This is a genomic window from Pseudomonas sp. P4_D7, from assembly GCF_056401755.1.
On sequence record NZ_JBFUIR010000025.1, the window covers coordinates 33,568 to 46,248 of the forward strand.

At 58.9% G+C, this 12,681-nt stretch carries 10 protein-coding genes; 7 read left to right on the forward strand and 3 right to left on the reverse strand.

What is annotated here, in order from left to right:
* Window positions 1–112: 112 nt before the first annotated feature.
* On the reverse strand, window positions 113–988 hold the full coding sequence (locus AC1DVF_RS17175) for a LysR substrate-binding domain-containing protein (protein ID WP_093437416.1): 876 nt from the start codon (window positions 986–988) through the stop codon (window positions 113–115).
* Between the two features lie 207 nt (window positions 989–1,195).
* Window positions 1,196–2,374 carry a hypothetical protein gene (locus AC1DVF_RS17180; RefSeq protein WP_477782832.1) on the reverse strand — a complete coding sequence of 393 codons (1,179 nt, stop codon included), beginning with the start codon at window positions 2,372–2,374 and terminating at the stop codon, window positions 1,196–1,198.
* Between the two features lie 186 nt (window positions 2,375–2,560).
* Here AC1DVF_RS17180 and AC1DVF_RS17185 point away from each other — a divergent pair, with 186 nt between their 5' ends.
* The 6 genes from AC1DVF_RS17185 to AC1DVF_RS17210 all read left to right on the forward strand — a co-directional run bounded on the left by AC1DVF_RS17185 (window position 2,561) and on the right by AC1DVF_RS17210 (window position 10,143).
* A complete protein-coding gene (locus tag AC1DVF_RS17185; RefSeq protein ID WP_186623582.1) occupies window positions 2,561–3,493 on the forward strand; it encodes a LysR substrate-binding domain-containing protein in 933 nt (310 codons plus the stop codon).
* Window positions 3,494–3,612: 119 nt separating this feature from the next.
* Window positions 3,613–5,037 (forward strand): aldehyde dehydrogenase, encoded by a 1,425-nt coding sequence (aldA, locus tag AC1DVF_RS17190; protein WP_477782856.1) that lies wholly within the window; start codon window positions 3,613–3,615, stop codon window positions 5,035–5,037.
* A gap of 82 nt (window positions 5,038–5,119) precedes the next feature.
* Window positions 5,120–6,439 (forward strand): MFS transporter, encoded by a 1,320-nt coding sequence (locus AC1DVF_RS17195; RefSeq protein ID WP_477782833.1) that lies wholly within the window; start codon window positions 5,120–5,122, stop codon window positions 6,437–6,439.
* A gap of 1 nt (window position 6,440) precedes the next feature.
* Window positions 6,441–7,658, forward strand: a complete 1,218-nt coding sequence (locus AC1DVF_RS17200; protein ID WP_477782834.1) for a mandelate racemase/muconate lactonizing enzyme family protein — start codon at window positions 6,441–6,443, stop codon at window positions 7,656–7,658.
* 163 nt (window positions 7,659–7,821) lie between these two features.
* Window positions 7,822–9,435 (forward strand): GMC family oxidoreductase, encoded by a 1,614-nt coding sequence (locus AC1DVF_RS17205; RefSeq protein ID WP_477782835.1) that lies wholly within the window; start codon window positions 7,822–7,824, stop codon window positions 9,433–9,435.
* Window positions 9,436–9,537: 102 nt separating this feature from the next.
* Window positions 9,538–10,143, forward strand: a complete 606-nt coding sequence (locus tag AC1DVF_RS17210; RefSeq protein ID WP_093437445.1) for a DUF6338 family protein — start codon at window positions 9,538–9,540, stop codon at window positions 10,141–10,143.
* 126 nt (window positions 10,144–10,269) lie between these two features.
* Here AC1DVF_RS17210 and AC1DVF_RS17215 read toward each other — a convergent pair whose 3' ends face one another.
* Complete coding sequence (locus AC1DVF_RS17215) at window positions 10,270–11,169, reverse strand: LysR family transcriptional regulator (protein ID WP_477782836.1); 900 nt, start codon at window positions 11,167–11,169, stop codon at window positions 10,270–10,272.
* A 118-nt stretch (window positions 11,170–11,287) separates the two neighbouring features.
* Here AC1DVF_RS17215 and AC1DVF_RS17220 point away from each other — a divergent pair, with 118 nt between their 5' ends.
* Window positions 11,288–12,655, forward strand: a complete 1,368-nt coding sequence (locus tag AC1DVF_RS17220) for an MFS transporter (protein ID WP_460090574.1) — start codon at window positions 11,288–11,290, stop codon at window positions 12,653–12,655.
* Window positions 12,656–12,681: the final 26 nt, after the last annotated feature.

Genomic DNA, 12,681 nt, shown 5'->3' on the forward strand with positions numbered 1-12,681 from the left:
ATGTAATATTCAAAATCTACGTTCGACTCGGTATCTCAGGTCGGCGTAGTTCGAATAATCACCTCGGTCAGTTCCCTCTCCCTCCGGGAGAGGGCTAGGGTGAGGGGCTCTTTCAGGGATTGCTCACCAGGCTCAGCCAATCGGTGAACAGCTTCACTTTCGACAGGCCTTGCTTGTCATTCGCCACATCCAGCCAATACCCATACGGGCCGATCACTTCAATCGGAGTGATCGGCACCAGGCTGCCGTTGGCCAACTCCTTCTCGATCATCTGCCGATCAATCACCGCCAGTCCGCCACCCGCCAGTGCGGTGTGAATCACCTGATCGAGTGTGCTGAATTCCAAGCCTTGTCCCGCATCGATATCCTCTCGCCCCATCGCCGCCAGCCAGTTCTCCCAGACCTTCAGGCGTTTGCCGTCATGCAGAATGTGCAACAACGGAAACTCGTGCAGGTCTGGCGCTTGATCGCCGTTAAACAGCTCCGGACTGGCCACCGCAATATGCCGTTCCATGACCAATAGCTGACTGGCGCAGTGGGTTGACGCGGCGAGGCCAAAACGAATGTGGCAATCGATGTCCGCGAGGCTGTCGTGACTGGCCTGATTGGTCACGCTGAGGCTGATGTCGGGGTAGCGCTGGCAGAACGCGCGCAGGTGTGGCGACAGCCAGCGCGTGGCCCAGGTCGGTGGGGCGAGTACGCGCAGGCGCTGGCGCAGATTGGGCACGCGTACCGCTTGCAGGGCGCGCTCCATATGATCGAAGGCTTCGGCCAGATGCGGTTTGAGATTGCTGCCGGCTTCGGTCAGCGAGAGGCCTTGCGGGGTGCGCACGAACAGCGCGACGCCGAGGTAGTCTTCGAGTTGTTTGATCTGGCGACTGACTGCGCCCTGGGTGACGTTAAGGCCGAGTGCGGCCTGGCTGAAGCTGCGATGACGCGCGACTTCTTCGAACACGCGCAGGGTGTTGAGGGAGGGCAGTTGACGCATGGAGGCAGAACCCCGGATCGAGCGTTTGGCTCGGTTTGTTTTTGTAGGTTTTGTTTGTAGGGGGTATCTGACTATTGGTGAGGGTTTGATGCAAGTGGAGTTTGTGCGGGCGCCTTCGCGAGCAGGCTCGCTCCTACCCTGGAATGCATTCCAATGTGGGAGCGAGCCTGCTCGCGATAGCTATTTCATGAATTCGAACAATCTGGATCAGAAGTAGTAACCAACGTTCACATACACCTGGTTCTCCCACTGATCCAGCCCGCCCGCAGCCAGACTCTGGGTGTAACTGCTGCCGCCAATGTACGGATCATTCCGGCCAAACAACCACTCGGCCGCGACCCACAATTTGCTCACCGAAAACGAGCTGCCGAGGATCATCCGCTCTGACGTCTTGTAGCCGCTGGCGGATTTGTCGAAGGCGCTGTAGTTGGCGTAAAGCTTGACCCCGCTGACCTGATCAAAGAGGTATTTGCCTCCGACGTCATAGCTCAGGTCGGCCACGTACAGATTGCCGCGACTGGCGACGTTGTAGGTGCCGTCGTAGCCGCCGAGGGTGACCACTTCATCACTGCCGGGATTGCGCGGCGACATCTGTTGCCGCGCCGCTTGCAGTTGCACGCCCCAAGGCCCGTTCTTGCCCAGATAGTGGATGGCCACGGCGTTGCGCCGGCCATCGCTGTGGGTGTCGCGGTTTTGCAGGCTGGAAGTCAGGCCGGAGACGCCGACCTCGGACTTCCACGGGCCCAGATCGAGTGCCTTGGCCACGCGCAGCACCAGGGTGTTGCGCTCCTGATTGTCGCTGCCGTCAGCCACGTAACTGTCGGCCTCGGAGACGATGCTGGAGTAGCTCACGCCATTGCTGGTGCCTTTGCCTTGCCACGCCGGGCGCAGGTAGTAACCGGCCTGGACGTTCCAGTCGCCACTTTGCTGGATGTACTTGGCGCCGACCTGTTGCACGTCTTCGAGGCCGATAACGTTGCCAAGGGTTTCGTAGAAGGTGCTGCCGAAGTACGGCTGCAAGCCGAACGGCACGGTGTTCAGGCCGACCTGCACTTGCTGATCGGGATTGAATTTGTAGCCGACCCACGCGAACTTGGCGAACTGGATGTCGCCGTAGTTTTTCGTGTACTGGTAGGGATACGAACGACCGTAAAAGCGGTACTGCGCTTCACCGATCCAGCTGTCGGAATTGTACTTGGCACTGAGGAATACCGTGTCGAGACCGAACTTCTGAATGTCGCGATCCGGGTCCAGGTCCCAGCGCGCACGAATGGCGCCGCCCAGATCAAGATTGTCGGTGACCTGCACAGCCATCGCCGGAGCGGCAATGCTGCAGAACAGGACGATGGACGTGGTGCGCAAGCGAAAGGAAGCAGAGAAGGGCATGGAGCGGCTCTCGATTGTTTTTATTAGAGATGCCGCGCAGTTTTGCCATCCGCTGGTGGTTGAACAAACGATAAAAACGGTGAGTAAACCTGCATCGAATGCATGTTACTCGGAAATTCCTGTAGGACAGTCCGGCACAGTCGTGGGATGCTTTGTGCCCTGTCAGTGGTTTTCGAGTGCCTTGATATGAAACGCAAAATGCCCGGCCTGAACGCACTCAAAGCGTTCGAGGTGGCCGGCAGCACCGGTAGTTTTACCCGCGCCGCCGAGTTGCTCAATGTCACCCAAAGCGCCGTCAGCCGGCAGGTGCGGCAATTGGAAGAACAGCTCGGCGAGAGTTTGCTGGAGCGCCGCCATCACCATTTGGAGCTGACCGGTGCCGGCAAGATTCTCCTGCGGGCATTGCACCAGTCATTCGACAAGATCGAGCTGACAGTGCGCAGTATTCAGCAGAAAACCCACTCCAACCGCTTGCACATCAACGCACCGCCCACCTTTACCAGCCGCTGGTTGATGCCGCGTCTGGGCCGTTTGCGCGAGCAACACCCGGAGCTTGAGTTGAGCATCACCACACGCTTGCAGGACAGCCTCGCGGAAACCAGCACGCTCGATTGTGCGATCCGTTTTGGCGACGGCGAGTGGGACGGTCTCGACAGTTCATTGTTGATTCAGGAGCGCCATATCGCCGTGTGCGCCCCCTCTCTGTATGCCCGCGAAAGTGGCGAGTCGGGCATTGATCTCAATCGCCTTACCTTGTTGCACGTATTGGCCAAAGAGGATCAGCGTTATCTGACCTGGAAACATTGGCTCGATGCGGCGCGGATCACCGGCGTGGATACCCAGGGCGGCTACGAGTTCGATCTGCTGGATCTGGCGATTCGGGCGGCGACCGATGGTCTGGGCATCACCATAGCCGACTGGCACATGGTCGCTGCGGAACTGGCCAGCGGGCAGTTGACGCAAGTGCTGAATGTGCATGTGGAGGGGCACCAGTCGTATTGGCTGGTGACCCGGCCGGAGCAGACCGAGATGCCGCAGTTGCAGGTTTTTTCGCAATGGCTGCAAGAGGAAATCTGGCTGGCGCAGCGCCAGTTAGAGCCCTCGACCGCTGCTATCTGAATCAGCCCAGATTCCCTTGTAGGAGTGAGCCTGCTCGCGATGGCGGTGTATCAGTCACATCATCGTTGAATGATGACAAGACTGGTGGCATTGATAAAAACAAACGATGGGCGATGCACATGCGAATCGAGCGAAATTTTGTTAACGGCCAATTTATCGAGCCTGCCAGCGCGGCGCTGATCGCGGTCTACAACCCTGCTACCGAAGCGTTGCTCGGCCATGTGTCGGGTGCCACCGCCGAAGAAGCCACCGCGGCGGTCGATGCGGCGGCAGCGGCACAAAAGGTCTGGGGCAAACTCACCAGCATCGAGCGCGCCGAACATCTGCGAGCCTTGGCCACCGCCCTTGAAGATCGCGCTGAAACCATCGGTGCCGCACTGGCCGCCGAATCCGGCAAAAGCGTTAGCGATGCCAGCAACGAAGCCCGTTACGCCGCGCAGATCACTCGCTACCACGCAGAGTGGGCGCGCCGTATCGAAGGCGAAATCATCCCCAGCGACAGCCCTGACGAAAACCTGTTTCTGCACCGCGAGCCGATCGGCGTCGTTGCCTGCCTGATCCCGTTCAACTACCCGGTTTACACGTTGCTGCGCAAAATCGCCCCGGCATTGATCGCCGGTAACACCGTGGTGGTGCGCCCGAGCAACAACACACCGACCTCGGCATTTGAAATTGCCAAAGCGGTGCAGCAATCGGGCATGCCGGCCGGTGTGATCAACATCCTGACCATGGATCACGCCACGGCAGCGGCGGTTTGCACACATAAGGCCGTGGGCCTTATTACCCTGACCGGCAGCGTCAACGCCGGGCGCATCGTTCTCGATTATTGCAAGGCAAACATCGCCAAACCTTCGCTGGAACTGGGTGGCAAGACCCCGGCGATCATCGAAGCGGATGCCGACCTGGAAGCGGCCGCGACAGCAATCATCGCGTCGAAAACCACGCATTGCGGCCAGTTGTGCACGGCGGTAGAGCGTGTCTATGTGCAGGAAAGTGTCTACGACCGGTTCCTCGCACTGCTCAAGGCCAAAATCGCTGAAGTGAAATTCGGCGACCGCGCCACCGACGCCAACCTGATGGGACCGCTGGTCAACGCCAGTTCGCAGCGGAACATCCATGCTTTGGTCGAGCGCGCCATCGCTGCCGGCGCAATCCTCGAAAGCGGTGGCGTGCTGCCGCAAGGCCCGGGGCATTTCTACCCGCCGACACTGCTCAGCGGTTGCCGTCAGGACATGGAAATCGTTCAGGAAGAAATCTTCGGCCCGGTGCTGCCGGTACTCAAATACCGCGACATCGACGAAGCGCTGGCCATGGCCAACGATCATCAGTTCGGTCTGTCGTCGGTGCTCTACACCGAGAACTACCGCACCGCACAGAAAGTCGCCAACGCCATCGAGGCCGGCGAGTTGTACGTCAATCGCACCCCGGCCGACCCGTATCAGGGCTACCACGCCGGCTGGAAACGCTCGGGCCTGGGCGGCGATGACGGCAAGCACGGCATGCTCGAATTCACCCAGACCCGACTCGTGGTCATGAAGTACTGATCCACCGCAACACGCCTCACGCTGCACCTATAAAAACAATTATCAGGGGCGCCCGGAGCACGGGTCGCCCGAGGTCACTTCAATGTCCAAGCATGCATCCTCTGCTGCCGCTGTTCAGGGTTCCACGTCGGCTGTGAAAAGCCAGAGCGACAAGGGAAGTCGCTATTTCCAATTGATGTTGCTGGTGCTCGCCGCCGGCGCAATCTATCCGATTCTCTATCTTCGTCAGGTCTATCAAACGACCATGCTCGAGGTGTTCCAGATCAACCACAGCGAGCTGGGTTATCTGTACTCGATGCTTGGCACGATTTTTCTGCTCAGCTACCTACCTAGCGGTTGGCTGGCCGACCGCGTTGCGCCGCGCTTTCTGATTTTCTTCTCGCTGGTGGCCACTGGTGCTCTGGGCCTTTGGTACTCGACGGCACCGTCGATGAGCGGGCTGATGATCATCTTCGGTTGCTGGGGGGTGACCACCGGTTTGACCTTTTGGGCCTCGGTGCTCAAGCGCGTGAAGATGATTGCTCATCACACGGAACAGGGCCGGTTCTTCGGGATTCTCGACGGTGGTCGCGGGCTGGTTGAGGCGTTGCTGGCGACGGTCGCGCTGGGTCTGTTCGCGTTTGCCACGGAGACCCGGGGCGAGTCGACCGCCGAAGGCTTCAAACACGTGGTTTATCTGTATGCCTTCACCTGTATCGCCATCGGCTGCTTGCTGGTGCTGATCAAGGACCCGAAGTCGATGGAAGACACGCCCGCGGTGGAGAAGGGCAAGTTCAATCTGCTCAGCGATCTGGGCACGCTGGTGAAGATCCCGGAGCTGTGGCTGGTGACCGCCATCGTGTTCTGCGGGTATCACATCTTCTGGGCGACCTACAGTTTCTCCGATTACTTGCAAGGCAGCGGCATGACGGCGGTCATGGCCGGCACCATCACCACGATCAAGTTGTGGATGCGCCCGATCGGCGGCATCGGTGGCGGCTGGCTGGGCGACAAATTCTCGAATATCTCGGTGCTGATCGTCGCGCTGCTGCTGGCCAGTCTGGCCATCGTCGGGCTTATCGTATTTCCGGGACTCAACAGTATGGGGCTGCTGATCGGCACGGTGATTTTCATCGGCCTGATGACTTACGCGATTCGTGGTCTGTACTGGGCGATTCTCGACAGCTGCAACATTCCGCTGCGCATCACCGGTCTGGCCATCGGTATCGTCTCGGTGGTCGGTTACATGCCGGATGCCTTTATCCCGCTGATCAACGGCTACCTCACCGAGCACTTTCCCGGCGCGCTCGGCTACAAGCTCTACTTCGGCTACATCGCGACTATCGGTCTGATCGGCACCCTCGCTGCCGTGACCTTGCGTGCCCGAATCAATCGTCAATCTTCGAAAAAAGCAGGTGCCTGAGATGAAAATCATCGCCCTTGAAACCCATATCGTTGCCGTACCGCCACCGCACATCGGCGGCATGTACTGGCTGTTCGTCAAGCTGAAGACCGATTGTGGCATTGAAGGTGTCGGCGAGATCTACGCCGCGACCTTTGGCCCGAAAGCCATGTTGCCGATCATTGAGGACGTGTTCGAACGTTACCTGCTCAATCACGATCCGCACCACATCGAGCGCTTCTTTCGCCAGGCGTATTCCAGCGGATTCACCCAGCGTCCCGATTTGACCATGATGGGCGTGGTCAGCGGTCTGGAGATGGCCTGCTGGGACATCATCGGCAAAGCCGCGAACAAACCGGTTTACGAGTTGCTCGGCGGCAAGGTCAATGAACGTCTGCGTTCCTACACCTACCTGTACCCCGTCAACAGCCGTGGCGAGTACGACTACGACGACCCGGATCTGGCCGCCGAGTGCGCGATAGAGAACATGAACAAGGGCTTCACCGCCGTGAAGTTTGATCCGGCCGGCCCTTACACCGCGTACTCCGGGCACCAGATTTCGCTGGAAGTGCTGGAGCGATGCGAAACCTTCTGCCGCAGGATTCGCGAAGCAGTCGGCGACAAGTGCGACCTGCTCTTCGGTACCCACGGGCAGATGGTGCCCTCGTCGGCAATCCGCCTGGCCAAGCGTCTGGAGAAATACGACCCGCTGTGGTTCGAAGAGCCAGTGCCGCCGGGACAGGAAGAGGCCATGGCGCAGGTCGCGGCGAAGACCAGCATCCCGATCGCCACTGGCGAGCGCCTGACCACCAAGTACGAATTCTTCAAGCTGTTGCAGGCTGGCGGCGCGTCGATTCTGCAGATGAACGTGGCGCGCTGCGGCGGTCTGCTCGAAGCCAAGAAGATCGCCAGCATGGCCGAAGCCTACTACGCGCAAATCGCCCCGCATTTGTACAACGGGCCGATTGGCGCGGCGGCGAGTTTCCAGTTGGCGACCTGTACGCCGAATTTCCTGATTCAGGAAAGCATCGAGACGTGGGGTGGCTTCCACGCGCAAGTGCTGACCAAACCGTTGCAGTGGGAGGACGGCTACATCATTCCGTCCACCGAGCCGGGCCTGGGGGTTGAGCTGAACATGGACGTGGTGCGCAAGCATTCGCCGTACACCGGCGAGCGTTTGCACTTGCAGATGGCGCCGACCCCGGTGGACGTGAAAGACAACTCACCCGCTCGCGGCTGACACAGGCTTTGATTGCCAGGCCAGTCCCCTGTGGGCGTGAGCTCGCTCGCGAACCGACGGGGTGTCAGGCAATGAAAATGCGAGCTGACAGGCAGTCTTCGCGAGCAAGCTCGCTCCCACAAGGGCGGCGAATTTTGTACAACGACTTACGCGGTAACCGTGCATGACATACGACTACATCATCGCTGGCGCCGGCGCCGCTGGCTGCGTGCTGGCCAACCGGCTCTCGGCCTCGGGCCAATACACCGTGCTGTTGCTGGAAGCGGGCGGCAAGGACAGTTCCCTGTGGTTCAAGATTCCGGTCGGCTTCGCCAAAATGTATTACAACCCGACCTTCAACTGGATGTATTACAGCCAGCCACAGAAACAACTGAGCAACCGCGAAATCTACGCACCGCGCGGCAAAGTGCAGGGCGGTTCCGGCTCGATCAACGCGATGATCTACGTGCGCGGCCAGGCTCATGATTTTGATGATTGGGCGGCCAACGGCAACGACGGCTGGGGCTTCAAGGACGTGTTGCCGTACTTCCGCAAACTGGAAAACCACCCGCTCGGCGACAGCGAATACCACGGTGGCAGCGGCCCGATCAGCATTACGCCGATGAAGGGCCAGACTCACCCGATCTGCGATGTGTTTCTTGAGGGCTGCTCGGAACTTGGCTATCCGCGCAGTGAAGATTTCAACGGAGCGAAGTTCGAAGGGGCGGGTCTCTACGACGTCAACACCAAGAACGGTCAGCGCTGCTCCAGCAGCTTCGCGCATCTGCATCCAGCACTGAAACGGCCGAACCTGACGGTCGAGCACTTCGCGCTGGTGGATCGGGTGTTGTTTGATGACGCGCAACAACAGGCGACCGGGATCTCGATTACTCAGCATGGCGTAGTACGAACCTTTACCGCACGCAAGGAAGTGATCTTGTGTGCAGGTGCCGTCGACACACCGAAGATCCTGCAACTGTCCGGCGTGGCGGATCGTGAGCTTCTGGCCAAACATCAGATTCCCTTGGTCAAACACCTGCCGGCAGTCGGGCAGAACCTGCAGGATCACCTGTGCGCCAGCTATTACTACAAGGCCAATATCCCGACGCTCAACGATGAACTGAGTTCGCTGTTCGGTCAGTTCAAACTCGGCGTGAAATACCTGCTGACGCGCAAGGGCGCCTTGGCCATGAGCGTCAATCAGGCCGGTGGTTTCTTCCGTGGCGACGCGCAGCAGAATCACCCGAACCTGCAGCTGTATTTCAACCCGCTGTCGTACCAGATCCCGAAAAACAACAAGGCCAGCCTCAAGCCTGAGCCGTATTCCGGCTTTCTGCTGTGCTTCAATCCGTGCCGGCCGACCAGCCGTGGGCATATCGAAATCGCCTCGAAAAATCCCCGGGATGCGGCGCTGATCGATCCGAATTACCTGAGCACGCGAAAGGATATCGACGAGGTGATTCAAGGCAGTCGCCTGATGCGCAAGATCATGAATGCGCCGGCGCTAAAGGCCATTACCGTTGACGAGGTTTTGCCTGGGCCGGCGGTAGAAACAGACGAACAGATGTTGCAGTACTTCCGCGATAACTGTGGCTCGATTTATCACCTATGCGGTTCGTGCGCGATGGGCGCTGACGAGCAGACGTCGGTGGTCGACAAGCGGCTTAAGGTGCACGGTTTCCAAGGGTTGCGGATTGTTGATGCGTCGATCTTTCCGAATGTGACCTCGGGCAATACTCACGCAGCGGTGTTGATGGTGGCGGAGAAGGGCGCGGATCTGATTTTGCAGGATGCGTAATGAGTGGTGACAGTTGCGCGTGAGGGTTTTCAGCCGTGTGCACTAGGCTTTTGAGGGGCGGTCGATAGTCAGATCGGCCGGTCTTTCAAGGAGCCGCGGATCATGGATGATCTGGTCAAAGAAGTAATTCCGCTGTTGCAGTACCTGATTCCCGGTTTTTTGTCGGCGTGGATTTTTTATTCGCTGACGGCATTCAAACGACCCGATACGTTCGGGCAGATTGTCCAGGCGCTGATTTTTACATTTGTGATTCAGGGAGCGGTTTTGGGGATTGGGGCGATGTGTTTGTGGGTAGGCTCGAAAGGCTTTTCTGTAGGACGTTGGGATGCCAAGGCCGAAACAATTTGGGCATTCGTTGTGTCGGTGACGCTCGGGTTGCTTTCCTGCTACCTGGCCACGAATGACAAATTGCATGGCTGGTTACGCAGTCGAAATGTCACGAAACAAACTTCCTACCCCAGCGAATGGTTCAGCGTTTTTGCCCAACATCATCGTCTGGTCACGCTACATTTGAACGATGAAAGGCGCGTTTTTGGCTGGCCCGTGGAGTGGCCACCGGAATCCAGCAGTGGCCAGTTCGTGATGCAGAATCCCTGTTGGCTGGATGCCGAAGGGGCAGAAGTGCCTTTTGGCGCTGAGTTTTTGCTGATAGATTCCGGCAAGGTCAAGTGGGTCGAATTCGGCCCGAAATCGGAGGTTTCTTTATGACAGCCAGAGCACCGCAACCAATGCCGGAATGGGTAGCGCGTCGTTACACGAAAGATGGCAAGCCAGTGGCAAATGCGCAGCCTAGAGCACCGAGCGCTCCACCACCGCTGAAGAGCTAGTATTTCCTTAGCCCCAACCCTCAGCCACTGCCCGGCGAATTGCTTCCAGCAACATCGCAAACGCCGGGTTGTCGTTGTTCTCGCGCCAGATCAGATGCAGCTCGCTCTGCACGCCTTCACCCAGATCGATATCGCGAAATACCACATTCTTGAACACCACACTGGTGGCGCAGCGCGGTACCAGCGCCAGGCCCATCCCGGCATTCACCAGTGCCAGAATCGTCAACGATGAGCCCAGCCACTGCACATAATCCGGCGYAACCCGAGCCGAGCGCAGCATTCCGGTGAGCAATTCGTTGAATGGCGGATACGCGGCATGGGAGTACATCAGGAACGGTTGTTTATCCAGATCACTGACCGCCACTTCAGCCGCCGACGCCAATGGGTGTCCGCTCGGCACCGCCAGTACAAACGGTTCGCGCACCAGGCATTCAGTCGCGTAGCCAGGCTCCAATAGCGGCGCGCGGGCGATGCCCAAATCGATGCGTCGCGCGCGCAGGGCTTCGTGCTGCTGGTAAGTGTTCATCTCCGACAGATCGATTTTCACCTGCGGTTGTTTCAGGCGCGCCTCGGCAATCACCTTAGGCAGAAATTCATACACCGCGCTGCCGACAAAACTGATGTTCACCGTACCGATGTCGCCCTCTGCGAACCGTCGGGCAGTGACGGCTGCTTGCTGTGCGCGCTCCAGCAGGTTCTGTGCTTCGACGAAGAACGCCCGACCGGCAGCCGTTAGCGCGACGCTACGAGTGCTGCGGGTAAACAGTTCGACGCCGAGGTGATGCTCGAGCAATTGAATCTGCCGGCTCAGTGGCGGCTGGGTCATGTTCAGTCGCTCAGCGGCGCGGCGAAAGTTGAGTTCGGTGGCGACCGTGGTGAAGCAGCGCAGTTGAGTCAGTTCGAACATTGATCTAATCCGGGTATCAATCGAATGCCAAGTTAGATTAGACGGGATCAATGACCCCGTCCATGATCGGCCCATCGCTTTACGCCATCCCTAAAAAAACAAGATCGGGAGTCGCCCCTTGAAAACCCTCCAGAGTCCGCTGGACGTCACGGTGCTTGCCCGTGCCGCCGCCAAGGTCAAGCGCCACGTGCTGCCGCTGTTCGTGGTGATGTTCATCGTCAACTACATCGATCGGGTCAACATCGGTTTCGTGCGCAGCCACATGGAAACCGACCTCGGCATCGGTGCGGCGGCTTACGGCCTCGGTGCCGGTTTGTTCTTTGTTGGCTACGCGCTGTTCGAAGTGCCGTCCAACATGCTCCTGCAACGTTACGGCGCACGGGTCTGGCTGACGCGGATCATGTTCACCTGGGGCGCGGCCGCCATGGCCATGGCGTTCGTTAGAGGTGAAACCAGTTTCTATGTGCTGCGCTTTATTCTCGGCGCGGCCGAAGCAGGGTTCTTTCCGGGGATCATTTATTACTTCACCCAATGGCTGCCAGCCTCCGAGCGCGGCAAGACCATGGCGGTGTTTCTCAGCGGTTCGGCGATTGCTTCGGTGATCTCCGGCCCGGTGTCCGGTGCGTTGCTGCATATCAGTGGCCTGGGTTTGCATGGCTGGCAGTGGATGTTCCTGATCGAGGGTGCCGCATCGGTGGTGCTCTGCGCATTTGTCTGGTTCTGGGTGCAATCGCATCCGCGTCAGGCCAAGTGGCTGAGCGAAGAGGAACGCGAAGCGCTGGTGGCGGCGATTGCCGAGGAGCAGCGTGCTCGTGAGGCGGTGCAAGTGGCCAAACCGTCGATGTTCAAGCTGTTGGCGGATCGGCAGATTGCGCTGTTCTGTTTCATCTACTTCTCCATTGCCCTGACCATTTACGGCGCGACGTTCTGGCTGCCGAGCATGATCAAGAAGATGGGCAACCTCGGTGACTTCCAGGTCGGCCTGCTCAATTCGATTCCGTGGATCATTTCGATTGTTGCTATGTATGGTTTCGCGGCGATGGCCGGCAAGTGGAAATTCCAGCAGGCCTGGGTCGCGCTGACACTGGTGATCGCGGCGATCGGCATGTTCATGTCGACCACTGGCGGGCCGATCTTCGCCTTCGTTGCCATCTGTTTCGCCGCCATCGGCTTCAAGGCTGCGTCGGCGTTGTTCTGGCCGATTCCGCAAAGCTATCTGGATGCGCGCATTGCCGCTGCAGTGATCGCGTTGATCAACTCCATCGGCAACCTCGGCGGCTTCGTTGCACCGACGGCGTTCGGCATCCTCGAAGAAACCACCGGCTCCATCGAGGGCGGTCTTTATGGCCTGGCGGCGACGTCACTGGTCGCTGCGGTGGTGATCTTCTTTGCTCGCACGGCCCCGGGTGCCAAGGGTAAAACTCCGGCAAAGCCCCATGACGAGACCGCCGTTGTCGCGACGGCCAGACCGGCCGCGAGCCATTGAATTGATTGTTGATCTGTCAGGAGCGT

Excerpts from the sequence above, each read along its gene's own strand:
- AC1DVF_RS17175 (WP_093437416.1), bottom strand. The coding sequence starts at position 988 with ATGCGTCAACTGCCCTCCCTCAACACCCTGCGCGTGTTCGAAGAAGTC.
- AC1DVF_RS17180 (WP_477782832.1), bottom strand. The coding sequence starts at position 2,374 with ATGCCCTTCTCTGCTTCCTTTCGCTTGCGCACCACGTCCATCGTCCTG.
- AC1DVF_RS17185 (WP_186623582.1), top strand. The coding sequence starts at position 2,561 with ATGAAACGCAAAATGCCCGGCCTGAACGCACTCAAAGCGTTCGAGGTG.
- aldA (WP_477782856.1), top strand. The coding sequence starts at position 3,613 with ATGCGAATCGAGCGAAATTTTGTTAACGGCCAATTTATCGAGCCTGCC.
- AC1DVF_RS17195 (WP_477782833.1), top strand. The coding sequence starts at position 5,120 with ATGTCCAAGCATGCATCCTCTGCTGCCGCTGTTCAGGGTTCCACGTCG.
- AC1DVF_RS17200 (WP_477782834.1), top strand. The coding sequence starts at position 6,441 with ATGAAAATCATCGCCCTTGAAACCCATATCGTTGCCGTACCGCCACCG.
- AC1DVF_RS17205 (WP_477782835.1), top strand. The coding sequence starts at position 7,822 with ATGACATACGACTACATCATCGCTGGCGCCGGCGCCGCTGGCTGCGTG.
- AC1DVF_RS17210 (WP_093437445.1), top strand. The coding sequence starts at position 9,538 with ATGGATGATCTGGTCAAAGAAGTAATTCCGCTGTTGCAGTACCTGATT.